This window comes from Bacillus sp. FSL R9-9530 (assembly GCF_038008145.1).
Lineage (GTDB): Bacteria > Bacillota > Bacilli > Bacillales > Bacillaceae_G > Bacillus_A > Bacillus_A mycoides.
This window is the reverse complement of sequence record NZ_JBBOYO010000001.1, coordinates 1876012-1901063: the sequence shown is the minus strand read 5'-3', so window position 1 is coordinate 1901063 and position 25052 is coordinate 1876012. Positions and strand designations below refer to the sequence as shown.

General features: G+C 36.5%; 23 protein-coding genes and 1 pseudogene. 14 read left to right on the top strand and 10 right to left on the bottom strand.

Annotated features, from left to right (window positions below; translation table 11 throughout):
* Nucleotides 1-8: 8 nt before the first annotated feature.
* The 4 genes from ytfJ (at nt 9) to MKX66_RS09420 (ending at nt 2025) form a co-directional block, all read left to right on the top strand.
* On the top strand, nt 9-434 hold the full coding sequence (gene ytfJ, locus MKX66_RS09435; RefSeq protein ID WP_002127061.1) for a GerW family sporulation protein: 426 nt from the start codon (nt 9-11) through the stop codon (nt 432-434).
* A 160-nt stretch (nt 435-594) separates the two neighbouring features.
* A complete protein-coding gene (locus MKX66_RS09430) occupies nt 595-1371 on the top strand; it encodes a hypothetical protein (protein WP_002085994.1) in 777 nt (258 codons plus the stop codon).
* Nucleotides 1372-1422: 51 nt separating this feature from the next.
* Nucleotides 1423-1743, top strand: coding sequence for a hypothetical protein (locus tag MKX66_RS09425; protein ID WP_002118741.1), 321 nt, complete (start codon nt 1423-1425; stop codon nt 1741-1743).
* Between the two features lie 69 nt (nt 1744-1812).
* A complete protein-coding gene (locus MKX66_RS09420) occupies nt 1813-2025 on the top strand; it encodes a hypothetical protein (protein WP_002012518.1) in 213 nt (70 codons plus the stop codon).
* Between the two features lie 30 nt (nt 2026-2055).
* Here the strand turns inward: MKX66_RS09420 and MKX66_RS09415 are convergent, their stop codons facing one another.
* Complete coding sequence (locus tag MKX66_RS09415) at nt 2056-2394, bottom strand: hypothetical protein (protein ID WP_001253195.1); 339 nt, start codon at nt 2392-2394, stop codon at nt 2056-2058.
* A gap of 359 nt (nt 2395-2753) precedes the next feature.
* Between MKX66_RS09415 and MKX66_RS09410 the strand changes: the two genes are divergently transcribed.
* The 4 genes from MKX66_RS09410 (at nt 2754) to MKX66_RS09395 (ending at nt 7023) form a co-directional block, all read left to right on the top strand.
* On the top strand, nt 2754-3434 hold the full coding sequence (locus MKX66_RS09410; protein ID WP_002085991.1) for a class I SAM-dependent methyltransferase: 681 nt from the start codon (nt 2754-2756) through the stop codon (nt 3432-3434).
* Between the two features lie 93 nt (nt 3435-3527).
* On the top strand, nt 3528-5216 hold the full coding sequence (locus MKX66_RS09405) for a formate--tetrahydrofolate ligase (RefSeq protein WP_002031556.1): 1689 nt from the start codon (nt 3528-3530) through the stop codon (nt 5214-5216).
* Nucleotides 5217-5306: 90 nt separating this feature from the next.
* The gene (locus MKX66_RS09400; RefSeq protein WP_002065080.1) at nt 5307-5834 is read left to right on the top strand and encodes a hypothetical protein; all 528 of its coding nucleotides are present in this window, start codon (nt 5307-5309) and stop codon (nt 5832-5834) included.
* A 19-nt stretch (nt 5835-5853) separates the two neighbouring features.
* Nucleotides 5854-7023: a DEAD/DEAH box helicase gene (locus MKX66_RS09395; protein WP_002012513.1), complete on the top strand. Its 1170-nt coding sequence runs from the start codon at nt 5854-5856 to the stop codon at nt 7021-7023.
* Between the two features lie 298 nt (nt 7024-7321).
* Here MKX66_RS09395 and MKX66_RS09390 read toward each other — a convergent pair whose 3' ends face one another.
* A complete protein-coding gene (locus MKX66_RS09390; RefSeq protein ID WP_002085987.1) occupies nt 7322-8401 on the bottom strand; it encodes an RNA-guided endonuclease InsQ/TnpB family protein in 1080 nt (359 codons plus the stop codon).
* Between the two features lie 295 nt (nt 8402-8696).
* Between MKX66_RS09390 and MKX66_RS09385 the strand changes: the two are divergent.
* Nucleotides 8697-8759 (top strand): annotated as a pseudogene (locus MKX66_RS09385) (VOC family protein); the annotation flags it as partial.
* A 44-nt stretch (nt 8760-8803) separates the two neighbouring features.
* Here MKX66_RS09385 and MKX66_RS09380 read toward each other — a convergent pair.
* Together MKX66_RS09380 and MKX66_RS09375 are read right to left on the bottom strand one after the other, a co-directional pair.
* The gene (locus tag MKX66_RS09380) at nt 8804-9442 is read right to left on the bottom strand and encodes a zinc dependent phospholipase C family protein (RefSeq protein ID WP_098635340.1); all 639 of its coding nucleotides are present in this window, start codon (nt 9440-9442) and stop codon (nt 8804-8806) included.
* A 29-nt stretch (nt 9443-9471) separates the two neighbouring features.
* Complete coding sequence (locus MKX66_RS09375; protein ID WP_341085981.1) at nt 9472-10458, bottom strand: quinone oxidoreductase family protein; 987 nt, start codon at nt 10456-10458, stop codon at nt 9472-9474.
* A gap of 206 nt (nt 10459-10664) precedes the next feature.
* On the opposite strand from MKX66_RS09375, the gene MKX66_RS09370 reads away from it, so the two are divergent.
* Entirely contained in the window at nt 10665-11243 is a 579-nt protein-coding gene (locus MKX66_RS09370) for a sigma-70 family RNA polymerase sigma factor (RefSeq protein WP_002031567.1), read from the top strand.
* Nucleotides 11240-11920: a DUF3600 domain-containing protein gene (locus MKX66_RS09365; protein ID WP_002135916.1), complete on the top strand. Its 681-nt coding sequence runs from the start codon at nt 11240-11242 to the stop codon at nt 11918-11920. Before MKX66_RS09370 ends, MKX66_RS09365 begins: the two co-directional genes overlap by 4 nt.
* A 277-nt stretch (nt 11921-12197) precedes the next feature.
* Here MKX66_RS09365 and MKX66_RS09360 read toward each other — a convergent pair whose 3' ends face one another.
* The 3 genes from MKX66_RS09360 to MKX66_RS09350 all read right to left on the bottom strand — a co-directional run bounded on the left by MKX66_RS09360 (nt 12198) and on the right by MKX66_RS09350 (nt 13989).
* Nucleotides 12198-12632, bottom strand: coding sequence for a hypothetical protein (locus tag MKX66_RS09360; protein WP_002135918.1), 435 nt, complete (start codon nt 12630-12632; stop codon nt 12198-12200).
* 85 nt (nt 12633-12717) lie between these two features.
* Entirely contained in the window at nt 12718-13683 is a 966-nt protein-coding gene (locus MKX66_RS09355) for an MBL fold metallo-hydrolase (protein WP_002141446.1), read from the bottom strand.
* Nucleotides 13684-13779: 96 nt separating this feature from the next.
* Nucleotides 13780-13989, bottom strand: a complete 210-nt coding sequence (locus tag MKX66_RS09350; RefSeq protein ID WP_002127081.1) for a DUF3925 family protein — start codon at nt 13987-13989, stop codon at nt 13780-13782.
* 225 nt (nt 13990-14214) lie between these two features.
* Here MKX66_RS09350 and bsaA point away from each other — a divergent pair, with 225 nt between their 5' ends.
* Entirely contained in the window at nt 14215-14697 is a 483-nt protein-coding gene (gene bsaA / locus MKX66_RS09345) for a glutathione peroxidase (RefSeq protein WP_002135920.1), read from the top strand.
* Between the two features lie 83 nt (nt 14698-14780).
* Here the strand turns inward: bsaA and MKX66_RS09340 are convergent, their stop codons facing one another.
* The 3 genes from MKX66_RS09340 to MKX66_RS09330 are packed head-to-tail and all read right to left on the bottom strand — an operon-like array spanning nt 14781 to nt 19182.
* Nucleotides 14781-17009 carry a transglutaminase TgpA family protein gene (locus MKX66_RS09340; RefSeq protein ID WP_107887959.1) on the bottom strand — a complete coding sequence of 743 codons (2229 nt, stop codon included), beginning with the start codon at nt 17007-17009 and terminating at the stop codon, nt 14781-14783.
* Nucleotides 17006-18220, bottom strand: a complete 1215-nt coding sequence (locus MKX66_RS09335) for a DUF58 domain-containing protein (RefSeq protein ID WP_341085977.1) — start codon at nt 18218-18220, stop codon at nt 17006-17008. Before MKX66_RS09335 ends, MKX66_RS09340 begins: the two co-directional genes overlap by 4 nt.
* A complete protein-coding gene (locus MKX66_RS09330; RefSeq protein WP_002135924.1) occupies nt 18220-19182 on the bottom strand; it encodes an AAA family ATPase in 963 nt (320 codons plus the stop codon). The genes MKX66_RS09335 and MKX66_RS09330 overlap by 1 nt, the downstream gene beginning before the upstream one ends.
* 710 nt (nt 19183-19892) lie before the next feature.
* Between MKX66_RS09330 and MKX66_RS09325 the strand changes: the two genes are divergently transcribed.
* On the top strand, nt 19893-23576 hold the full coding sequence (locus MKX66_RS09325; RefSeq protein ID WP_341085974.1) for a nitrate reductase subunit alpha: 3684 nt from the start codon (nt 19893-19895) through the stop codon (nt 23574-23576).
* Entirely contained in the window at nt 23566-25041 is a 1476-nt protein-coding gene (narH, locus tag MKX66_RS09320) for a nitrate reductase subunit beta (RefSeq protein ID WP_326996502.1), read from the top strand. The genes MKX66_RS09325 and narH overlap by 11 nt, the downstream gene beginning before the upstream one ends.
* Nucleotides 25042-25052 lie beyond the last annotated feature (11 nt).

Here is a 25052-nt window from a genome sequence, read left to right as displayed (position 1 = left end):
TATGAACGGTGGATCATCCAATTCAAGGGTTAATGAAAGCAGCAATGGAAAATTTAAAAGAAATGGTTGATGTAAATACGATTGTTGGAGAGCCTGTTCAAACGGCTGACGGTGGTGTGGTGTTAACGGTTTCTAAAGTAGCGTTCGGTTTTGGAGCAGGAGGTTCTGATTTCCAAACGAATGATGGACAAAGAGCGAACGGTAACCCTGCATTTGGTGGCGGTAGCGCGGGTGGTGTTTCTATTACACCAGTAGCATTTCTAGTCGTGAATAAAGACGGGGTAAATATTCTTCATTTACAAAATGCGACACATTTAGCGGAAAAAATAATTGAATTAGCTCCACAAACAATTGATAAAATTCAATCGATGTTCCAAACAGATGAAAAGAAAGAGGGAAATCATCACCCTCAAAACCCAGATGAAATCCTTTAAAAACGCCTGCTCATAAGCAGGCGTTTTTTCTTGTAATCAGTATGTAATAAAACACATGAAATTGTAAATAGTTTTTGAAGTTTTTTCTATGTTTCTAAAATTTTTCATGTTAAAATATGCTATAGAATTGAAACATATAAAACGAAGGTGGCTAGGTGCTTTGTCTGGAGGATCTGACCAAGTAAACAATATGATATATATTAATGGTAATCGTCGGGGTCATTGTTTTATTACATCTGGAATTACGTTTAAAGAGTTTGCAAGTAACATCCCTTCACCGCTTCATCAAGTATTGCTTTTAAAGCATAATTTTGAGTGGACAGATTTTCATTATCATACTTTATTTGAATATGTTGAGGAAGAAAACATACATAAACTCATTCAAGCAGAGATTGATGAATTTGATGAATTTTGTTGGGTAGATTTCGATGATGCAAGCGATTTAGATGAGTTAGAGCCAAAAGAAATTGCAGAATTATTATATTTGGCTCACAAAAAAGAACCACTTGGAAGAACGTTCTTCCCATTGTTGAAGAATAGATTCGTTTATTTTTCACATGATGACGGTTGGTACAACAAAGTGTATTACCGTAGAATCGGTGATTTTGTAGGAATGCTGAGTAAAGTGATTCCATATAAACTCGGTTCGTTTGGAAAGAAACGTTTTACTTTCTTCCAAAAATCAAAAATTTTCCCAGCAATTTCAAAGGAAGTTATCCTTGGGCTTATGCCGTTAATGGAAGATGGATTATACATTGATTTAGCGGGGAAAATTGAGTCGAGAAGAGGTCTTGAAATTCCGGTATATGTAGTAGGATCATTCGAAAGTACGGATGAGGTACTAGATAATATCGATGAATTGAAAGCGGAAGCAACAGAAACGGGTTGGCTCATTTTTGATAAGAAAGAACAAGAGTGGCAATGGGTTGTAGACTAAGAAAACTTGGCGCATGAAGTCAAGTTTTCTTGTCTTTTGAAAGGAGAACAAATGAAGAAATATTATACAATTGTGGGTATTGTAAGTATTATTCTCGTGGCAATATTACTTATAACTTGTCCGAAAGAATCAGATTTTAAATTGTATTTAGAGGATAAGTATGCATTGAAATGTGACGAGAGTAGCTTTGAATGCACGCAAAATGTAGATGAAAAAAAAGAGAAATTACAGTTTGAAAGTATTGATGCACGAAATGGTGTTTTCTTTATGACTGTAAAGCAAACGTATAAAACAGAAGCTGGTGTTACGAAAGAATATAGCGGAGTAGGTATATTCGGTACATTTCTTTTTGTTTCAGAGAAGACTTTCTAGTAATAGAAGGTCTTTTTTTTATGCTTATGTTCATATAGATGAAGTAAGACAAGCATAGGAGGGGTATTGATGAAGAAGGGATGTATCGTTTGTGGTGGTGAGGAGTTTTTTTCTTCAACATTATATGCACGTACGAAACAAGATTGGGCATATGCGCCAAACATGTACCGATTTGAAAAGGTGTTTATTGAGCATAGAGATGAAGAAAATTATCCAGTTTTTCAAGAAATTACAGCGAAGCATTGTTGTGGATGCGGTCATATTATGTTGTATCACGAATGAACACACCAAGTATAACTTGGTGTGTTTTTTTTAAAACGCTGACAAAGCAAGCGGATAGAGTAAAGTAAATAAAACAGAAAAACTACCAAAACCAATTGCGGTATATCCAAGTGTTCTCGCTCCAAAATTGACAGCTAATAAGCCAACTAAAATAGCAAGGGAGCCGAGTGTAACAGGATAAAAAGCAATGGAGAATAACGAAAGAAATAATGCGACATAGCCGATCATTGCACCGGTATTTGTACCTTCTATTTCATTTGCAATTTCTTTGCGCTCATGTCTAATCGGAATACCAGCCGGAGATATTTCAGCTGCATACTCTTCGTTTTTTTCACCACTTTTAAAATGATGATTTCTCTTTCTTCGCATGTACATCCCTCTCTTTCAATTGGGTGTATCTATAGTATCTTTCATAAGGAGCAGAACATGAGTATGAGTTAAACCCAAGTAAAGCAAAAATTGGAGAAAATAGATTCCGTTGTTATCCTGTTTATCCCGCTATTTGCCGTGCAGTAAGACCCCCACCTCAAAATTCGGCTGGAGCAAAGAAGTTAGATGGGAGTCGGGCTGCCCATAAAAACCCGATTGGTTCAAAGAATAATCAGTGGCGGACGAACAAACACCCCCACTGATTAAAGTTTCACTTTATCTCCTTATGAAGATAAACAGGGATTTTGGAACATGATGTAGAATGAAATGAATGATAATACGTGAAGGTAGGGGAATGTATGGCGAAGTTTAATTGGCATGAATCGGCAGAGAAAAAATGGGATAACAATGCAGAGTTTTGGAATCAAAATAGTCAAGAAATGTGGGATAGCGGGAGCAGGAGTACAATCATTCCATTTTTTGAGCAGTACGTGGAAAAGGAAGTACAAGTGTTAGATGTTGGCTGTGGTGATGGGTATGGTACATATAAATTAAGTCTTACTGGCTACAAAGCGGTTGGGGTGGACTTATCGGAAGTTATGATTCAAAAGGGTAAGGAGCGCGGAGAAGACCCAAACTTATCTTTTATAAAAGGTGATCTTTCTTCATTACCATTTGAAAATGAGAAATTTGAAGCAATTATGGCAATTAATTCTTTAGAATGGACCGAGGAGCCGTTGCGAGCATTAAATGAAATAAAGCGTGTTTTAAAGAAAGATGGATACGCATGTATTGCAATTTTAGGACCGACAGCAAAACCGAGAGAGAACAGTTATCCGCGCCTATATGGCAAAGACGTTGTTTGCAATACGATGATGCCTTGGGAATTTGAACAGTTAGCAAAAGAACAAGGATTTGAAGTTGTAGATGGTACCGGCGTATATAAGCGCGGAGTAAATGAGAAGATGTTAGGTCAGCTACCTACAGAGTTACAACAAGCGTTAACATTTTTATGGGTATTTATGTTAAAAAACGTATAACAAAATTGAAGGGTTTTAGGAGGTAAATAAGTGCAGAAAATACAAAAAACTGATACAATATCATCAGAATCAATTAAAGGGGGACTAGGGTATATGACAACTACTACAACAGTTAAATCTGATATTGAAATCGCACAAGAAGCAAGTATGAAGAAGATTCAAGAAATTGCAGCTAATTTAAATATTTTAGAAGAAGAACTAGAGCCATACGGACATTATAAAGGCAAGTTATCTCTTGATATTTTTAAGCGTTTACAAGATGAGAAAGACGGTAAAGTTGTTTTAGTAACAGCGATTAACCCAACTCCAGCAGGAGAAGGTAAATCAACAGTAACAGTTGGTTTAGGTCAAGCTTTTAATAAAATTGGTAAGAAAACAGTAATTGCACTTCGCGAACCATCTCTTGGACCAACAATGGGATTAAAAGGCGGAGCAGCAGGTGGTGGTTATTCTCAAGTAGTACCAATGGAAGATATTAACCTTCACTTTACTGGAGATATTCATGCGATTACAACTGCCAATAACGCATTAGCGGCGTTCATTGATAATCATATCCAACAAGGAAACACACTTGGAATTGATACGCGTAAAATCGTTTGGAAACGCTGTGTTGACTTAAATGATCGTGCCCTTCGTAATGTAGTAATTGGCCTTGGTGGACCGGTTCAAGGTGTACCACGTGAAGATGGCTTTGATATTACAGTAGCATCTGAAATTATGGCCGTATTCTGCCTTGCAACAGATATTCAAGATTTAAAATCACGTCTATCTCGCATTGTTGTCGCTTATAATTTTTCAAATCAACCTGTAACAGTTAAAGATTTAGGAGTAGAAGGAGCGTTAACACTTCTATTAAAAGATGCATTAAAACCGAACTTAGTACAAACATTAGAAAATACACCAGCTATCATTCATGGCGGACCATTTGCGAATATCGCTCACGGTTGTAACAGTGTTATCGCTACGACAATGGCAGCAAAATTAGGTGATTATGTTATTACAGAAGCTGGATTCGGTGCAGATTTAGGTGCCGAGAAGTTTTTAGATATTAAAGCACGTGCAGCTGGTATTAAACCAGAAGCGGTAGTTATTGTTGCGACTATTCGTGCGCTTAAAATGCACGGTGGTGTGGCGAGAGATCAATTAAAAGAAGAAAATGTAGATGCGTTAGCAAAAGGTATGGAGAACTTACAGAAGCATGTTGAAACAATTCAAAGCTTCGGTGTTCCTTTCGTAATTGCCATTAACAAATTCATTACTGATACAGATGCAGAAGTTGCATACTTACAAGAATGGTGCAATGAGCGTGGCTATGCAGTATCCTTAACAGAAGTTTGGGAGAAAGGTGGCCAAGGCGGAGTTGACCTTGCTGAGAAAGTGTTAAAAGAAATTGAAAAAGGTGAAAACAACTACGCACCACTTTATGAATTAGAATTACCATTAGAAGAAAAAATTCGTACAATTGCTCAAAAAGTGTACGGCGCAAAAGATATTGAATTTGCTCCGAAAGCACGTAAGCAATTAGCTCAATATGAGGGAGAAGGTTGGAGTAACCTACCGATTTGTATGGCGAAAACACAATACTCTCTTTCAGATGATGCAACAAAATTAGGTCGCCCATCTGACTTTATCGTTACAATTCGTGAATTAAAACCATCTATCGGTGCAGGGTTTATCGTTGCGTTAACAGGAACAATGTTAACAATGCCAGGCCTTCCAAAACAGCCAGCTGCGCTGCAAATGGATGTAAATGAAGATGGAAAAGCAGTAGGTTTATTCTAAAAGGTTGTAATTCATCTCGTTTATCTGTAAACTATATATACATCAAGTGGCGCCTTTCCATCGAAAGGCGCCTGTTTTTTGGAGGAAATTATGTTTGATCCAACTGCTTTTGAAAATTTAAAGGTAATTGTGGAAGGAGCTGTCTATGATTTCGATTTACACGGTGATATTCTCGTAACGGATCGAAAAGATGTGATGGACCTTGCTTCATTAAGTCGTATGTATAGTATTTCATTTCAACTAACAGAAACATTTAAAACGATGGTAGAGGCGACATTTTCACTATCTGTTGATGCAAAGAATTTATCAGGTGAAATATTAGAAGTACCTCAGTTTATACCAGGTTGTGAAATGAAGCTGGAATTCTCGTTCGAAATGGAGCAACCAGAGATAGGATGCGAAGAAATTGAAACTTTATTGCATTCTATATGGGGAAAAGAGCGAATGATTACGCAAAAAATTTCATACGAATATAATAAGCAAGCGATTTCATATCATAATAAGGTAGAGGTTCTATTTCAAAAATCGATTACAGAAGACCATGTTGATGATTTAATAGCTGTTATTTCACACATGATAGAAACGGTGCGAACAATACAACATTTTCTTCAAAAATAGAGATAAAGGAGAAAAACAAATGATAAAAGATATGCAACCATTTTTACAACAAGCTTGGGAAAAGGCTGGTTTTAAAGAATTTACTGAAATTCAAAAACAAGCGATTCCAACTATTTTAGAAGGACAAGACGTTATTGCTGAATCTCCAACTGGAACAGGAAAAACATTAGCGTACTTATTACCACTTTTACATAAAATTAATCCTGAAGTTAAACAACCTCAAGTTGTAATTTTAGCGCCAACTCGTGAACTTGTTATGCAAATTCATGAAGAGGTTCAAAAGTTTACAGCAGGAACGGATATTTCAGGTGCGTCTTTAATTGGTGGTGCGGATATTAAGCGCCAAGTTGAAAAATTAAAGAAACATCCGAGAGTTATTGTCGGTTCACCAGGACGTATTTTAGAGTTGATTCGCATGAAAAAATTAAAGATGCATGAAGTGAAAACGATTGTATTTGATGAGTTTGATCAAATTGTAAAACAAAAGATGATGGGTGCTGTACTTGATGTAATTAAATCAACGATGCGCGATCGTCAATTAGTGTTCTGCTCGGCGACAATAACAAAAGCTGCAGAAGATGCGGCACGTGATTTGACAGTTGAACCACAATTAGTACGTGTAACACGTTCAGAGGCACAGAGCCTAGTTGAACATACGTATATCGTTTGTGAGCGTCGTGAAAAAAATGATTATATTAGAAGAGTTATGCATATGGGAAATGTAAAAGCAGTTGCCTTCTTAAATGATCCATTCCGTTTAGATGAAATTACTCAAAAACTGAAGTTCCGTAAAATGAAAGCAGCAGCACTTCATGCAGAGGCAAGCAAACAAGAGCGTGAAGTAACGATGCGCGCGTTCCGTAGCGGGAAATTAGAAATATTACTTGCTACTGATATTGCAGCACGTGGATTAGATATCGATGATTTAACACACGTAATCCACTTAGAGTTACCAGACACAGTAGACCAATATATTCACCGCTCAGGACGTACTGGACGTATGGGCAAAGAAGGAACAGTTGTTTCTCTTGTAACAGAACAAGAAGAGCGTAAATTACTTCAATTTGCGAAAAAATTAGGTATCGTGTTTACGAAACAAGAAATGTTCAAAGGAACATTTGTAGAATCGAAACCACCAGCACCAAAGAAAAAGAAACCAGCCTTTACTGGTAAGAAAAAACCTAGATAAATAATGAGAAAGACGTAACTATGCGTAGTTACGTCTTTTATGTTTATTGGTAAAGTAGTGAACGAGTCAGTTGATAAATTTCGTGAAGAAATACATATAAAATAAAAATGTTACAGTTGGCGAGATGGTAACTATGCCTTCTGTTGAGACTCCCACGACTAAAGTCGCAAGCCCGAATCCTTACGGATTTACGGGTGGGATTCTTGAATGACTAATCGTTCGCAATCCATTTCTGCTTTGAACAGCCTTCAAGATAAGGGCATCTCATTGCCCCTCCTAAACCAGACCATAAAGGTGCTTAGGCTGATTGACTGTTATCATCAATCACAGTTGCGTAGCGAATATTCATCGCTCCAACGATATCACGATGTGTCTTAAACCCACACGAACACTTATATTTTCTATCTCGAGCCTTATTCTTTTTAGCACATTTCGGACAACTTTGACTTGTATAAGCTGGATTCACATATTCAATCTGAATACCAGCTATCATTGCTTTATAGGCAATAAATTGTGACAAACGATAAAATGACCAAGTGTGTAGGTTTTTTTCGTTTTTACGGCTTGTTCTTGCCGTCTGTCTTATATTCGTTAGTTGTTCTAATCGAATGACAGAAATATGATTTGCAATCGCAAAATTAATAATCGCACGACTTATTTTGTGATCTTTATCTTGCATCCATCTTTGCTCTTTATCATCCATTCTTCGAATGGCTTTCACTTTTTTGTCTTTTCCTAACTCCTTACGGACACTACGAAACTTACGCTTTTTATATTTATTGTGCCTACCATTCCCAAAGAAACGAACTTTATCATCATCTGTGATTGCTACTGCAGGGACCTTGAGACCTAAGTCTATGCCTAAAATTTTCGTTCCTGTCCTTTTATTGATAGGAAGTGTGACAGATATTTGGGCTATCCACTTATTCGATTTCTTTGTAATGCGAAGTGTACCTAATTTATGTTTTAACAGATTCAGATTACGATTGTTTTTATCACTTAATAAAGCTCGGATTTTTACACGAGTCGACTTTCCATTTACCTTAAATGGGATTGAAATATAAGTAGGATCAAATGAATAATTTTGATTGTTCCATACACAAACAGGTCTCTTTATAATTGGAATGATTTTATAATGACTTTTCTTTACTTTTGTAGCAAACAAACTTTTCGCGTCTTTAATCGCTTGATTTTTCACTGCGCTGGGGATATTTGCTTCAATATCTTTTGTGCTTTTTTTCGTACTTTTTTTTGCTTCAACCATTTCTGATACAAGCATATTCATGACTTTGATATACTCACGACTACTTTCTTCCAATAAACGACTTTGTTCTTTTGTTGGAATCAATTTCACTTTCGCTGTTAGGGTCTGTGACATACGTTTCACCCCTTGTTTTTGATTTTCAACATATTTTCATTTGCTACATTTTTAGCTGTAGAAACAAAATAAGAACGTGTCCATAAACTTTGCAACGTTCTTCTATAATCATTTACCATAGTTACAATGTATCATTTATTTTCGAAAAATCACAACAAAAAGATCCAATGAAACTACCTATACTTTGTATACATAAAGTACCATGAACCTTACGATTTTTAGTGGTACTCCGTATCCAACCTTACTTTTAGCCCATGCCTAAAGGCGATGGGCTTTCTCGTTCGGAAAGGGCTGTAAAGTATTTAACTTTGCTGATAGTGAAGGGAATTACTTTGCAGTAATGGAAAAAAATAAATAATTATATAGTTATGTGAAAATCCCCCTCGTAAATAATGAGGGGGATTAAATATTTGAAGTCAATTTTTTATTAGCGAGTTGTTCTATAAAAAATGTTCCTTTTTCAATTGCAGTCTCAATATAACCAACGATTTGATCAAATGAAAACACTTGTAAGTTTTCGTGCAAGTGTTGCTCAGGATATAGCATATCTTCAAAAATATATTGCCGAAAAGCTAAAACATTCTCTCTAGAAACCTCCTCTATATTCACAATGTTAGCCTCTTGATTAAGTAGGGCGAAGAGCTGCTGTTCTTTATCGTAATGATGCAACAATTGTGCGTTCAATAATTTAAAATCGTTATAGTACATAGGTGCGATAGTTTCGTCGTTTTCTATTCTGTTTTTAAGCCAAGGTAGAAAAAAGCCGCTTAGCCAATTATCATCGGCAATGAGGTGGGTATAATAACCTAAAATATAAGGGGAATCCATATGATCTTCGTATTTATGAATAAATGAATCATAATCTATTCTTCTCGTATAGTTCTTCGTTGTACCAGCGTAAAAATGGGAAGTTCCTTTTTCTTTTTTTGAATGAACAGCATCAGGAGCTACACCACCAAGTAAGAAAGAAGTTTTATCTTGAATAGATAGTTTCTCAGCAATACCGCTCGCGATAATGATATGCATAATTCGTGATCCCATGAATAACACCTCTATTTCATGTATTCATTTTAGGGAGCTGTCTGAACGTGTAGTATTACTTTCCCTGTACTTTGTCTACTTTCGACCCATTCATGTGCTTTCCCTGCATCTTGAAGGGGAAAAGATTTCGTAGCCTTAATTTGTAAACTTCCATCGCGTAAATAACGGAAAACTTCATTCGCAGTTTCTTGAAGCAATTCAGGACGTTTTTTCCGTGTAGTGCCAAAGCTGAAACCGAGTATAGAACGGCAACTTGCGTGTAAATCTTTCGTTTGAAAACTACCAACTTCTCCGCTAGCATTGCCGAAATGGACGAGGCGACCGTAATAAGCAAGGCAGTTTAAACTTCTTTCAGAAACAGTTCCAGAAATAGAATCTAAAACAATATTAACGCCTTCTCCGTGTGTAAGCTGATTTACCCTCTCTACAAAATCTTCATCTTGATGACAAATAACATAATCAGCGCCAGCATCTAAAGCAATTTTTCTTTTTGCTTCACTTCCGACAGTCCCGATTACTTTTTTAGCCCCTAATAGTTTTGCAAGTTGAATCGCTGTAGTACCAATTCCACCAGCAGCTGCATGGATTAGAACTGTTTCATCTTTTTGTAGTCTTGCAACATTTGCAAGTAAATTGTAGCTTGTAAAAGATACGATAGGGCAGGCAGCTGCAGCTTGAAAATCGACTTCATCAGGTAAAACGAAAGTAAGATTTTCGTTTGCGACAACGTATTCTGCGTAAGATCCGTTTTGAGGGAAAGCGATGACACGTTGTCCAGAATGAATATTTTTCACTTGAGAACCTACGTGTTCTACAATACCAGCTACATCTATACCTGGAATAAAAGGTAATGCTTTGTTTCCTTTTTTGCCATAGCGTGATTTAATATCGGCGAAATTAACACTAGTAGCAACAACACGAATTAAAACTTGATTATCTGAAATTGTAGGAATATCCATGTCCGTATATTTCAACACTTCAGGACCACCGAATGAAGTTACAACGATAGCTTTCATATACATCCTCCTAAATTTGACTATATATATTATTTTAAATCTTCATTAGGAATTGGAAAATTATATAATTGTTATGCAGGGTTATAAGTGAAGCTTATGAAGTTATTGCATCATTATATTAATTTATTTGAAAAATCTTTGAAAGAAATCGAACGAAATATCGTTTGCTTGCCAATATATAGTGTAAGACAAAGGAGGGATGGTACATGAAAGATGAAACAGTGTATACAGATTTAATCCAATTAACTTTATCAGGCAATAAAGAAGCGTATAGCGAATTGTATGATAAAACGATTCAAGAAGTATATAAGACAGCACATTTTTTAATAGAGGATAAAGCAGATATAGATGATGTCGTTCAGGAAATATACATACAGCTATATGAATCGCTTCGTAAATATGATAGTGAGAAGCCATTTCGTCCATGGTTAATTGGACTTGCGATTAAACAAATCCATTCTTATAGAAGAAAGAGGTGGATGCGACTGCGAATTGTAAAAAAAGCAGAAGAGCAAAGAAAACCAGTAGAAATTGATTTTTCTAGCGATGTTGTAAGTAAAATATCAAACCAAAAATTAATTGAGCTCATTCATAAATTACCATATAAATTGAAACAAGTTATTATCTTAAGATACTTACATGATTACTCACAAGAAGAAGTAGCACAAATATTACATATTCCAATCGGTACCGTGAAATCTAGAATTCATGCGGCCTTAAAGAAACTACGTCAAAAAGAGCAAGTAGAAGAAATCTTTTTAGGAGAGGTAGGGAATGTAAAATGAGTTTAGATTGTAGAGTTAGAGAATCTATACAAGAAGAAGCGAAGGGGATTATTGCCCCGCCGGAGTTAAAAGAAAAAGTAATTGTTCAAATAAAAATGAAGAGCGGGGGAAGTAAAAGGAAGAAGCGCCTTATCGCAGGAGTGCTTGCAGCCGCATTTTTAATCCCAACGACTGGTTTTGCTTACCAATCTATTATGGCGGATGGTATATACGGATCTTTTGAGAACTTAAAAAAACATGCCGGAGCTATAACATTAGAAGGATACATGCGTTTTAATGCAAAGTTATCACAAGCGAAAGACGAAATGGGTGCGAAGGAATATGAAGAGTTTACAAAAGAACTAAAGAAATTAACGAATGCAAAGCTTGAGTACGGGGATTCGAACGGTAATATTGATTATGATCAATTATCACCAGCTAAAAAAGAGGAAATGAAAAAGGTAGAAATGGAACTTCAGCCGTATTTTGATAAATTAAATGGCCATAAATCTAGTAAAGAAGTATTAACTTCAGAAGAGTATGAACGATATATGGAAGCGTTAATGTCATATCAAACTGTATTAGTAAAAGCGAAATCGAGTGGTGGGATAACAGTAGAAGAAGTACCTGAAGCGTATAAAGAAAGATTTATTAAAGCAGAACAGTTTATGGAGTATGTAGATGAAAAGGTGAGATAAGTAAAAAAGCTCATAGCTTAAGCTGTGAGCTTTTCTTATTGAAACGTAAATATATGAACAATAAAAAACGAGTATAAAATCTATGCGATTTTATACTCGTTTTGTTATTACTTAAATTTCCTTACCACATGTATAGCAACTCTTACTAGGAGTATTGCACTTATAAATAACCCAGCATAACCAACGGCACTTAAAAATTGAACATTAGGTTCTTTTGCATACAAGTCAGGGGCAGAATTACCTTGACTTGCTTAATAAAGTGAAAGTGGGAAATCACTTAGTTATATTCCTTACTATTCTCCTTGTCTTTTTGTATCAAACAATCTAAAAGTGAGTAACCAGCTATTAAACTAATAATGGTAATGAAAGTTGTATTCACAAGAATAATATTAGTTAAATAAGGTAGGTATTTACCAACTGGTGAAAAGAGTAGAGCTGGAGAAAAGGCAATGAATAGTGTTGGCAACGTAATAGCGATAAACTTATCCGGCTGAAAGTTCCAGTTTTGTTTACTCGTTTCGCGATTAATTGATTGTAGGAATCGTAATAAAATGCCGACCAAAAGAGGGAAGAGTGTAAAGTAGAATAATCTTGGATAGACGTTAAAGTTCACTTGCGCGTCTGTATCTAAATAAAATTGAATTTTAACACCTACAACTAATAATAAGATGATAAATAATGTAAAGCAGAGGTATAGTATCACTTTTTGCATTCCATTCCACCATCCTTTATTAAAAAATATATTCAAGGAGCGAAGATATATACGATAATGGCGTTGTATATATCTTCGTTTTCTATTAGTTAATTGTGGATTTTGTTTGCTTCGTTAAGTAATCAATAATTCCCATCGCGCTAATTTCTAAATCAAGATGTAAAATGTTATAAACAGAATGATTGGATGGAACATTTAGCTTTGTAAGATGAGTGGAGACTTTCTCCAGTAGCAAAGATTGTAATGCCTTAGTAGCCTCATCAAAATCAGTATGTTTTTGAAAAATTTCATTTCCAGTATTAACGAAAATAGGTAACCAATGTTCAAGTTGGTTATATACTTCTGTAACATTGGATGATGCGCCGTAATGACCGAAATAAATAGTATCTACATTCATACTTTGAATATGATTTTTAGAAGCAATCATCGCATCTGGCTGGAATTGTGAAGGAGACGTTGATGGTAGATATAGTTCTACATCAAGGTCTGCGAGTTCTCTATAATAAATTCCTATTGTATCACCAGTAAAAATGCCGTTTGTTAATGAATCGTGAATGCTAATATGGTGCTTCGCATGTCCCGGTGTATCATAAAATGTGAGTGTACGGTCTTCTGCAATTTTTAATGTATCACCATTTTGTACAATATGAACACGTTCTTCTTCAATTGGAAGAATTGGATCAAAAAGTTTATCAAAATCTTCTTTGTACACAGCTTTTGCGCCAAGAATTAGTTTTGTTGGATCAATCATATGACGAGCCCCGCGCGGATGCACAAATAGAGTAGCATTTGGGCACTTTTCCATCATTAACCCTGCTGCGCCTGCGTGATCTAAATGAACATGTGTAACGATAATGTTTTTTACATCATTTAAATTAATATGTAATTGCTGTAAGCCGTCTAAAATATAGGGAAGAGAAGGGGCCGCACAAGTTTCAATTAAAGTAATATCGTCACCTAATAAAACGTATGTACCTGTGCGTTCATCATGTTGTAAGTCATAATCATCAATAAGATATAGATGAGAAGATAGTTGTTCTACTTTTTTCATACTTACCACTCCTTATATACGGTATGTATCTATTATACGCTAAAAACAGAAAAAGACAGAAAACGAAAGCTCGTCTTCTGCCCTTTTGTAATGTAGTTATTTCGTTTGTTCTTTATTGATAGACATAACGAACAGTCCAACAATGCCACCAACGATCGGAAGCATAATTTCTCCTGCTAAATTAAAGTAGGAGCTTAAAAATAAACCATTTACATCGATTACCCAGCCAATAACATACAATAACATCATATATAGTACGAAATAAAACTCGCGATTTGAAATCGTTTCATGTTGTGCAGTTTTCATAATGAACACCATCCTTTTCTATTATAATGGAAATATAAACTGTCACATTTTGTTCACAAATTAATTGTAAAACTTTCCATCATAAAAGTCTAGTATATTGTGTCGAATTTTCGAACGAAAATAAAGCGCTATCATTACGGTATGTGAATACGTAATAAGAGCTGTATATTCACGAATGTAGTATAGTATAAACATAGAATGATAGTGAAGAGAGGGGTATGAACAATGACAGTTTATGATTTTTCAGCTAAAACAATAACAGGAGAAGAAAAATCGTTAAAAGATTACGAAGGAAAAGCACTTCTTATTGTAAATGTAGCTAGTAAATGTGGATTTACACCACAATATAAAGGGTTACAGGAAGTATATGATAAATATAAAGACCAAGGACTAGAAATACTCGGTTTCCCTTGTAATCAATTTGGGGGACAAGAACCAGGCACAGAAGCTGATATTACTAGTTTTTGTGAATTGAACTACGGTGTGAACTTCCCAATGTTTGCAAAGATTGATGTAAAAGGTGACAAGGCTCATCCTCTCTATACATACATGACAGAACAAGCGCCAGGTTTACTCGGTATGAAAGCAGTGAAATGGAACTTTACTAAGTTTCTAATTGGAAAAGACGGGAAAATAGTAGGGCGTTTTGCACCACAGACGAAGCCGATGGATTTAGAGGTTGAGATTGAGAAGGTACTTGGGGAATAATTAGGAGTTTCACTTTATTAACAAACACCTCAAAGAACAAAGTAGCTCTTTGAGGTGTTTTCTTTAAACTCACATTATCAAGATTAAATCACTCTATCGTAGTCGTTTGATTTAGGCAGAGAAGCTGCTTTTTTCATAAGCACTTCCCATAAGTGTACGGATGTCTTCCATTCGGCTGCGGCCTGTTCCTTTTGATACATAGCGTTCTCATAACTGAAAGTAAGTTGTTGCATATCGGCCGAATTGTAAAGTGTATCGATGTGGAGAGCGTATTCTCGGAATGTTTGACTTTCACCCCGTGGTATGCCGATTCTCGCAAATTGTTTTAAAAGTGCACCGTAAGCTTTTTGATAAACAGCATCATCTTTTAGGTATTTATAGAAAAGAATAATAAAAAATGTAATCCATTTCATTCTAGTGGTGAAGAGAATGTATCCGATGATACTAATCGGTATCGTAGAGAGGAATACGTACCACCAAGAAAAATCATTTTTAGAATTCGTGATCTTTTTAGTAGAGGCTTCTTCTGTATTTTCTATTAAACTTTTGAGCTTTGCTTCATTGTTCCGTTGGTGTATTGGCTCGTTATTAGAATTATTTACTTCGTTATTTTGTGAAGTAGAAGCAGGAGTATTATTTGTAAAATTATAGGGATTAGTAAATCCTTTTGTTGGTTCGAATGGAATCCATCCGTATCCTGGGAAATATACTTCGACCCAAGAGTGTGCGTTATCGTTCGCGATTTTATAAACATCCTCACCTTCTGCAGAGGCAAGTGTATTATCAAGAGTTCCTTCTGTATAACCTTTTACCCAGCGAGCAGGAATCCCGGTAGAACGAAGTAACACAATCATAGACGTCGAGAAATTATTACAGTAGCCGCTTTTTGTATCGAAAAGGAATTGATCTACATAATCTTGGTTTTTGGAAGGGAACAACACATTCATTGTTTCATATACAAAAGAATGGTCGGTAAAGTAGTTTTCAATAGCTAATACTTTATCATATCGGTTGTCTTTATCATTTGTTAGATTTACAGCTAAGTCTTTTACTCGCTGTGGTAATGATTCGGGAAGTTGCGTGTACTTTGTCATGAAATAAGGATTTGATTCTTGACCTTCATTTGTTTTTACAGCTTTCAAGTTTTCTATGGAAAACTCTGGGACCCCATATGTTACTTTATATGAATTTAAAATAGTAGAAGAATCTCCGTCCATCGTATAGATTTTTTCTGAAAAGGGGTCAACGCTGTATGATACATTAGAAGAAGCCTCAACTGATATTAATCCTGCTGGATAGGTAAGGTGTGGATAACTTTTTTTCATGGTGATTGTCGCCTCAGTGGCCTCCGTTTTTGTATTTTGTTCGTACCAGCTCACGACGTCGTTTTTATTTTTAAAAGAAATCTTTTTTTGATTTTCAGAAACTTCCCAGCCTTTTCCTGTATAAAAATCTTTCGTTTCGACTCTCCAATATTGTTTGTTTTGCGTTTGTGCTGTGAAAACAATTGTAGGATCTGCCTTAAAAGGACCGCCTAATCGCGAGTCATCTAAACCATATCCAATTTTAGAAACTTCTTGTTTTTTACTTGCTTCGGATGTGTTGAATTTTAAAAAATCCATTGGGTTTGGCCATTGAGGGCCAAATTTTGGAGCAAAGTATGCGATAGTTGCTGACAATACAATAAATATTGTAAGAGGTCTAAGTAATTTTGAGATTTCTCTAGCAAAATTTTGTAAGTTTTCCATCTCTCTTATTCGTTCTATGCGAAGAAGACTAAGCATAAAAAAGCCGATGACAATAGTACGAATAATAGCGTAGTTTGCATTGTATAAATGTAAGTTATGAAAAATGGTGATATAAATAATAGTCAATATAAGAAATAACAACCCACGTTTTTTATGAATCATCCAAAAAGAGATGAAAGCACTCAAAAACCAAAAGGATAAAAAAAATAAAAGTGTTGGAAAAACGGGAGAAATATCTAGCAAATTCCCCTGGAAAAACAGAGAGGAATTTCGAGAAATATCAGCAAAAAATTTCGTTAGCCAAGATGGATTTATAAAAGCATTTTTATAATACAGGAAATGAATGATGAATAAGATCGTGACGATCTTTATTGGAATCTGCCACCTTGTTTGAAAAAAAGAGAGAGTGAAGCAAATTCCTATAAATATTACAAAAATATCTAATCTACCTACGTTTGTAATACCTATAAGGGGTCTTAGCCATTCTAGTAAAAGTAGAAATGCACATACATGCATGAAGAATCTGCTCATATCCCATTTGTATTTTGTTCGTAATGTTATCATTTGCTCACCTCAAAAAACACGTTTGTATACCGGTTCCCATAAACCACATTTACAAATATTTTTCGTTTTTGTAGAGTTTCTAGAATACTTAGTTCTCGATGTGAGAGTTGATTTGCTTTTTCTTTCACGACAAACACCATTAATTTTCTACTTTTAATAGCGGCATAGTCAGCCGCCTTTTGAATATCGGGAGAAAGATCGCTTGTCACGAGTATAATCGTTACGGGCTCATAAATTTTTCTTAATTCCATTTCTACACTCCGGGAGAGCGGGAATACACTGTCTGCTTGTACTTTCGCTAAATGACAAAAGATTTGTTGTAACTGACTATCTCCATTGTCTAAAGGGAAAAAAGTTCGTTCTTTTCCGACAGACACGAATGACGCTGGTGAATTTTGCTTCAAGACAGCCCTTACAATAGAGGCGGAAAATGTTACGACTGATTCGAATAGAGGGGACTCAGTTCTGTCCATGAATATCATGATATTATGGCTGCGCTGTTGTTCAAACTCTTTCGTCATAATATTGTTTGTTCGGGCAGTTGCTTTCCAATCAATCCATGAAAAGCGGTCACCAGGTTTATAGTCTCTGACACCGACAGAGATTGTAGAGTCTTTTGCTAAATTTATATTTGCTGAAAGCGCTCCTTGTTCGAAATGATTTTCCAATTGTCGATACGTTATATCTACGTACTGGGGATAGATTAAAAATGTATCTGGAACTGAAAAAGTTACTTCCTTCTCCATCATACCGAATAGATCACCAGTTTTGACACGTACGCTTGAAAAAGTGTGCTCTCCTCTAGGGATTGTGTCAATAACATATTGAAACGAAATATTCCGTTTGAATCCTGGAAAGAGTATTACCTTATTCACCTTCGTTTGTCTACAATTTGTAAATTGTGATGGCAGTTCATCTTCTATAATTAAATAAAGTAAGGGAAAAGGAAATCTTCTTTTTATTGTAATGGTGCTTAAAAATTGTTCTCCTGCTGCATATTCATTTTGGTTTGTTATTCGTTTTACTTCAGCGTCTCGTAAAGCGTAGAAGGGAAGTAGTAGTGAATAAAGACCAATAGGAATCGTACTGTAAAACAAAAACCAACTTACAAATCCTCCTTGAAGCATAGCGTACACAAATGTTAAGACTAGGCATAAAGGGATTAGCAATAACTTCGTAACGTGATATAGTGCTCGTAGTATTCGTTTCATCAAAGGTTTTTCGTCCTTTGAGTCGGCACGGTAGTTCGTGCAACGATTTTGGCGATAACTTGTTCTCCTGTTATTCCTTCAAATCTTGCTTCCATTTTTAGAATGAGTCTGTGAGCTAAAACGTAAGGAGCTAAAAATTTAACATCGTCTGGAATAACATAATTTCTGCCATGGATGAATGCATAAGCTTGTGAAGCTTTCATTAAAGCGATTGAGCCGCGTGGACTTGCACCTAGCTGTATAGAACTATAAGAACGCGTCTGAGTAACAAGTTTTACAATGTAATGCTTGATTGCTTTGTCCATGCTTACTTCCCGTACGCTTTGTTGTAAATAAAGTAATTCTTTTATTGTAGTAATAGCTTGTAAATGAGAGAGTGGATTTGTTTTTTCCATCCGGTTTAAAATTTCAAATTCTTCTTCTGGTGTAGGATATCCCATTCTTAGCTTCAACAAGAAACGATCGAGCTGAGCCTCTGGTAAAGGATATGTTCCCTCATATTCGACCGGATTTTGTGTAGCCATTACAAAGAAAGGTTTTGGTAACGATCTTGTAATGCCATCTATTGTGATAGTGCCTTCTTCCATACTTTCAAGTAAGGCAGATTGTGTCTTTGGAGATGTACGATTAATTTCATCAGCAAGTACAAAATTCCCCATAATCGGTCCAGGCTTGAACTCAAATTGGAGCTCTTTCGGATTATAAATAGAAACACCTGTTACATCTGACGGCAGTAAATCAGGTGTGAATTGAATACGCTTGTAATCGGCATCAATGGATTTAGAAAGAGCACGTACTAGCATTGTTTTCCCAACGCCAGGAACATCTTCTAATAGTACATGACCTTCAGCTAAGAGAGCTGTCAAAGCTAAGATCGTTTCTTTTCGTTTTCCGACCATTAATTTTTCAATATTGTTGATTATTCTTTCTACTATGGGATGTAATGAATCAAGCTGGGGCATCGTAATCCTCCTAATTTTATTATCTTTTCTAATTCATTTTTATGTTAAAGAAAAGGAGCTCCTTCATTTTAATGCAGTATAATAGTAATCTAAGAGGTAAGTAGGAATGGTTTATATAAGTTCATATTGAGAACTTATATAAATAGGAAAAACTTAAATGTTAAAAAATCATGGTGATATACTTTATAATTTATATGTCCCAAAAGGAAATCATACTCATAATTTTATGAATATTCAGATTATATATGCAGATAACATCTAGTATAATTGTTTCCGTAATTAAGGGCAATACAGTAAATAATGATTTGTAGTTTTATCCCTCTATTTGCGGGCTGATTAAAGTTTCACTTTATATAAAATATGTCTTGATAATAGTATCGTTGCAGAAAAGTAAATTCCTTATAGCGTTATTGAAGTAGTATCAAAACTCTTTTTAATATATTTATATAAAAACGTAGGAATTTCTCCTGCGTTTTTTCTTATGCAAAAAAAGGTGAATCCTCCAAATACTATTCTCCTAATAAGCCCACCGCTGACCGAAATCTTCACAACAAAACAAAGTAATCTTTACTTATAAATGTTTCCCCTTAAACCGATTTCCAAATGAATTTATGACAATCTCTTGAACTGTGCGAAATGTCACATCTGTATTTTACAACCTCTTTTATAGTAAGGGTATGTAAGAGAGACGTATTAAAGGAGTGAACAGTATGAAGAAGAAACCTTCAGCATTAATGAGACGTTTAAAATATTTTTCACCAATAGATCGTTATAACGATAATCATACACAAGAAACATATGAAGATCGCGAATGGGAAAATATGTATAGAAAGCGTTGGCAGCATGATAAAGTAATCCGTTCTACACACGGTGTGAACTGTACTGGTTCTTGTAGCTGGAACATTTATGTGAAAGATGGAATTGTAACATGGGAGGGTCAAGAGCTTAACTATCCAACAACAGGTCCTGATATGCCTGATTTTGAACCACGAGGATGTCCGCGTGGAGCGAGTTTTTCTTGGTACATTTACAGTCCGCTTCGTGTGAAATATCCGTATGTACGTGGTGTGCTTTGGGAAATGTGGCAAGAGGAACTACAAAATAACGAGTCACCACTAGACGCTTGGAAAAGCATTGTGGAAAACCCTGAAAAAGCACGTACGTATAAGCAGGCGCGTGGTAAAGGGGGATTCATTCGTGCGAATTGGGATGAAGTATTACAACTCGTTTCTGCTTCATTACTATACACAGTAATTAAATACGGTCCAGACCGAAATGTTGGTTTTTCACCAATTCCAGCAATGTCGATGTTAAGTCACGCTGCAGGTAGCCGTTTTATGCAACTTATGGGTGGACCGATGCTTAGCTTTTATGATTGGTATGCTGATTTACCACCAGCTTCTCCGCAAATTTGGGGTGATCAAACTGATGTACCAGAAAGTAGTGACTGGTATAACTCTGGTTACATTATGACATGGGGTTCAAACGTACCGATGACGAGAACGCCAGATGCACACTTTTTAGCCGAAGTTCGATATAAAGGAACGAAAGTTGTTTCTGTAAGTCCTGACTTCGCCGAGTCTACTAAGTTTGCGGATGATTGGATTAGTGTGAAACAAGGTACAGACGGTGCGCTTGCGATGGCAATGGGGCATGTGATCTTACAAGAATTTTACGTAGATAATCAAGTGGAATACTTCACAAAGTATGCGAAGCAATATACTGATTTTCCTTTCTTTGTCACATTGAAAGAAAAAGGAGATCAATTCGTCGCTGATCGTTTCTTAAATGCTACTGATATTGGACGTGAAACAAAGTTAGGAGAATGGAAGCCTGTTCTTTGGAACGATAACACGAAAGATTTTGCAACACCTCACGGCACAATGGGATCACGTTGGGATAACGAGAAGAAATGGAACTTGCGTTTAGAAGATGAACAGACAGGTGAAACGATTGATCCACGTCTTTCTTTACTTGGAATGGAAGATAGTGTTGAAACAGTGCAAATTCCGTACTTCTCTGATGATGGAAATACAATATTAGAACGTACAATTCCAGTGAAAAAAGTTATGACAGAAGAAGGCGAAGTGTGCGTTACAACTGTATATGACTTAACGTTAGCAAATTACGGTGTGAACCGAGGTCTTGGCGGGCAAGAACCGAAAGATTTCAATGATGATGTACCGTTTACACCTGCATGGCAAGAGAAAATGACTGGAGTAAAACGAGAGCTTATTATTCAAATTGCTCGTGAGTTCGCGCAAAATGCAGTTGATACGAATGGCCGCTCGATGATTATTATGGGAGCTGGTATTAACCATTGGTTTAACTCTGATACGATTTATCGCGCAGTTTTAAATCTTGTTCTTCTCGTTGGGGCACAAGGTGTAAACGGCGGCGGTTGGGCACATTATGTTGGTCAAGAAAAATTACGACCAGCAGAAGGATGGCAAACAATCGCGATGGCGAAAGATTGGCAGGGGCCACCGAAATTACAAAACGGTACATCTTTCTTCTATTTCGTAACAGATCAATGGCGCTATGAAGATACACCTGTTGGACATTTAGCATCACCAGTTGAGGGCAACTCTCGTTATCAACATCACGGTGATTACAATGTATTAGCAGCACGACTTGGCTGGTTGCCTTCATATCCAACATTCGAGAAGAATGGAATTGAATTATATAAAGAAGCTGTTGCTGCTGGTGCAACAACACAAGAAGAAATCGGAAAATACGTTGCACAAAAACTAAAAGAAAAAGAACTGAAATTTGCGATTGAAGACCCAGATAATAAAAACAACTTCCCGCGTAACTTATTCGTATGGCGTGCAAACTTAATTTCAAGTTCCGGTAAAGGACACGAATATTTCTTAAAACATTTATTAGGTACAACAAACGGATTAATGAATGACGATAGTGACTCATTAAGACCAGAAGAAATTAAGTGGCATGAAGATGCACCTGAAGGGAAGTTAGATTTACTCATTAATTTAGATTTCCGTATGGCTGGAACGGCGCTTTATTCTGATATCGTCTTACCTGCTTCAACTTGGTATGAAAAGCATGATTTAAGCAGTACGGATATGCATCCATTTGTACATCCATTTAATCCAGCAATCGGTTCACCGTGGGAAGCACGCTCTGACTGGGATATTTTCACCTCTCTTTCTAAAGCTGTGTCAGATTTAGCGAAGAAAATCGATCTTGAACCAATGAAAGAAGTCGTTGCAACACCACTTCTTCACGATACACCGCAAGAATTAGCACAACCACTTGGTAAGATTAAAGACTGGAGCAAAGGAGAGTGTGAACCGATCCCAGGTAAAACAATGCCGCAAATTCATGTTGTCGAAAGGGATTATAAAACGATTTATGACAAGATGACAGCGCTTGGACCAAATACCGGAAAACAACCGATTGGTACGAAAGGGATTTCTTGGTCGGCAGAAAAAGAATATGAGCAATTAAAGAGTCGATTAGGAGTTGTTCGAACGGATTCTATTGCGAAGGGGTGCCCAGACATAAAAGAAGCAATTAATGCTGCTGAGGCGGTATTAACACTTTCTTCTACAACAAACGGTCATATGGCGGTAAAAGCATGGGAAGCGCTTGAAAAACAAACCGATTTAAAACTACGTGACTTAGCAGAAGAACGTGAAGAAGAATGCTTCACATTTGAACAAATTACAGCGCAGCCTAAAACAGTAATTACTTCTCCGGCCTTTACGGGTTCTGAAAAAGGTGGACGCCGTTACTCACCATTTACAACAAATGTTGAACGTCTCATCCCTTGGAGAACGATAACTGGTCGACAATCTTTCTACTTAGATCACGACATGATGAAAGAATTTGGCGAAACGATGGCAACATTTAAACCAATACTGCAACATAAACCATTCCGTAAATCACGCCCTGAAGTAGAAGGGAAAGAAATTACACTAAACTATTTAACACCGCATAATAAGTGGTCGATTCATAGTATGTACTTCGATTCATTGCCAATGTTAACGCTGTTTAGAGGTGGTCCAACTGTTTGGATGAATAAAGATGATGCGACTGAAGCTGGTGTTGCTGATAATGATTGGATTGAATGCTTTAACCGTAACGGCGTAGTCGTAGCACGTGCTGTTGTAACACACCGTATACCGAGGGGGATGGCATTTATGCACCATGCGCAAGATCGTCACATTAACGTGCCTGGTACGAAATTAACAAGCACCCGCGGGGGAACACATAATAGTCCAACTCGTATTCACGTTAAACCAACACATATGATTGGTGGATATGGCCAATTAAGCTATGGATTTAACTATTATGGTCCGACTGGGAACCAGCGTGACTTAAACGTTGTAATCCGTAAACTGAAGGAGGTAGATTGGCTTGAAGATTAAAGCGCAAGTCGGAATGGTAATGAACTTAGATAAATGCATCGGCTGCCACACTTGTAGCGTAACATGCAAAAACACCTGGACGAATCGTCCAGGTGCTGAATATATGTACTTCAATAACGTAGAAACGAAACCTGGAATTGGTTATCCGAAACAATGGGAAAATCAGGAGAAATACAAAGGCGGCTGGGAATTGAAAAATGGTGAAATTCAGCTGAAATCCGGTTCGAAAATGAAGCGTCTTATGAATATTTTCCACAATCCAGATCAGCCAACAATTGATGATTACTTTGAACCTTGGAATTATGATTATGAAACATTAACAAATAGCCCGCAGCGTAAGCATCAACCAGTTGCTCGTCCGAAATCAGCAATTACGGGTGAATTTATCGACAAAATTGAATGGGGTCCAAACTGGGAAGATGATTTAGCAGGCGGACATATAACAGGGTTACAAGATCCGAACGTCAAGAAAATGGAAGAAGGAATTAAAACGGATTTTGAAAATGTCTTTATGATGTATTTACCACGTATTTGCGAACATTGTATGAATCCATCTTGCGTTTCTTCTTGTCCATCGGGTGCGATGTATAAACGTGAGGAAGATGGGATTGTTCTTGTGGATCAAAATGCATGTCGTGCATGGAGATTTTGTGTATCGTCTTGTCCGTATAAAAAAGTATATTTTAACTGGCAAACAAATAAAGCTGAAAAATGTACAATGTGTTTCCCTCGTATTGAAGCTGGTATGCCAACAATTTGTTCTGAAACATGTGTAGGACGTATTCGATATATTGGGGTAATGCTATATGACGCTGACAAAGTAAAAGAAGCGGCTTCTGTTGAAAATGAAAAAGATTTATATGAATCTCAGCTTACTGCTTTCCTAGATCCAAATGATCCAGAAGTAGCAGCTGAAGCGAAAAAACAAGGGATTCCTGAAGAATGGATTAAAGCGGCACAACAGTCGCCAATCTATAAAATGATTATCGATTGGAAAATCGCTCTACCTCTTCATCCAGAGTATCGTACAATGCCAATGGTTTGGTATATCCCGCCGCTTAGCCCAATTATGAACATGGTGGAGGGGAAAGGTAGTAACTGGCAAGCAGAAGAGATTTTCCCTGCTATTGATAATATGCGTATTCCAATTCAATATTTAGCGAATTTACTCACTGCAGGAGATGAATCACATATTCGTCTTACATTGAAAAAATTGGCTGTCATGCGAACACATATGAGAGCATTGCAAATTAATAAAGAACCAAATGAAGCTGTATTAAAAGAACTCGGTTTAACGAAAGAAGATGTAGAAGATATGTATCGTCTTCTTGCTATTGCGAAATATAAAGATCGCTTTGTTATCCCGACGTCTCACCGCGAACAAGTTGCAGATTTATATAGCGAGCAAGGAAGTTGTGGTTTATCTTTCGCAGGTGGGCCAGGCTCTTGTACGACAATTTCTTAAAAAAAGGGGGC

Coding starts and splice junctions, on each gene's coding strand:
- MKX66_RS09425 (WP_002118741.1), top strand. CDS start 1,423: ATGAAGAAATATTATACAATTGTGGGTATTGTAAGTATTATTCTCGTG.
- MKX66_RS09420 (WP_002012518.1), top strand. CDS start 1,813: ATGAAGAAGGGATGTATCGTTTGTGGTGGTGAGGAGTTTTTTTCTTCA.
- MKX66_RS09415 (WP_001253195.1), bottom strand. CDS start 2,394: ATGCGAAGAAAGAGAAATCATCATTTTAAAAGTGGTGAAAAAAACGAA.
- MKX66_RS09410 (WP_002085991.1), top strand. CDS start 2,754: ATGGCGAAGTTTAATTGGCATGAATCGGCAGAGAAAAAATGGGATAAC.
- MKX66_RS09405 (WP_002031556.1), top strand. CDS start 3,528: ATGACAACTACTACAACAGTTAAATCTGATATTGAAATCGCACAAGAA.
- MKX66_RS09400 (WP_002065080.1), top strand. CDS start 5,307: ATGTTTGATCCAACTGCTTTTGAAAATTTAAAGGTAATTGTGGAAGGA.
- MKX66_RS09395 (WP_002012513.1), top strand. CDS start 5,854: ATGATAAAAGATATGCAACCATTTTTACAACAAGCTTGGGAAAAGGCT.
- MKX66_RS09390 (WP_002085987.1), bottom strand. CDS start 8,401: ATGTCACAGACCCTAACAGCGAAAGTGAAATTGATTCCAACAAAAGAA.
- MKX66_RS09380 (WP_098635340.1), bottom strand. CDS start 9,442: ATGGGATCACGAATTATGCATATCATTATCGCGAGCGGTATTGCTGAG.
- MKX66_RS09375 (WP_341085981.1), bottom strand. CDS start 10,458: ATGAAAGCTATCGTTGTAACTTCATTCGGTGGTCCTGAAGTGTTGAAA.
- MKX66_RS09370 (WP_002031567.1), top strand. CDS start 10,665: ATGAAAGATGAAACAGTGTATACAGATTTAATCCAATTAACTTTATCA.
- MKX66_RS09365 (WP_002135916.1), top strand. CDS start 11,240: ATGAGTTTAGATTGTAGAGTTAGAGAATCTATACAAGAAGAAGCGAAG.
- MKX66_RS09360 (WP_002135918.1), bottom strand. CDS start 12,632: ATGCAAAAAGTGATACTATACCTCTGCTTTACATTATTTATCATCTTA.
- MKX66_RS09355 (WP_002141446.1), bottom strand. CDS start 13,683: ATGAAAAAAGTAGAACAACTATCTTCTCATCTATATCTTATTGATGAT.
- MKX66_RS09350 (WP_002127081.1), bottom strand. CDS start 13,989: ATGAAAACTGCACAACATGAAACGATTTCAAATCGCGAGTTTTATTTC.
- bsaA (WP_002135920.1), top strand. CDS start 14,215: ATGACAGTTTATGATTTTTCAGCTAAAACAATAACAGGAGAAGAAAAA.
- MKX66_RS09340 (WP_107887959.1), bottom strand. CDS start 17,009: ATGATAACATTACGAACAAAATACAAATGGGATATGAGCAGATTCTTC.
- MKX66_RS09335 (WP_341085977.1), bottom strand. CDS start 18,220: ATGAAACGAATACTACGAGCACTATATCACGTTACGAAGTTATTGCTA.
- MKX66_RS09330 (WP_002135924.1), bottom strand. CDS start 19,182: ATGCCCCAGCTTGATTCATTACATCCCATAGTAGAAAGAATAATCAAC.
- MKX66_RS09325 (WP_341085974.1), top strand. CDS start 19,893: ATGAAGAAGAAACCTTCAGCATTAATGAGACGTTTAAAATATTTTTCA.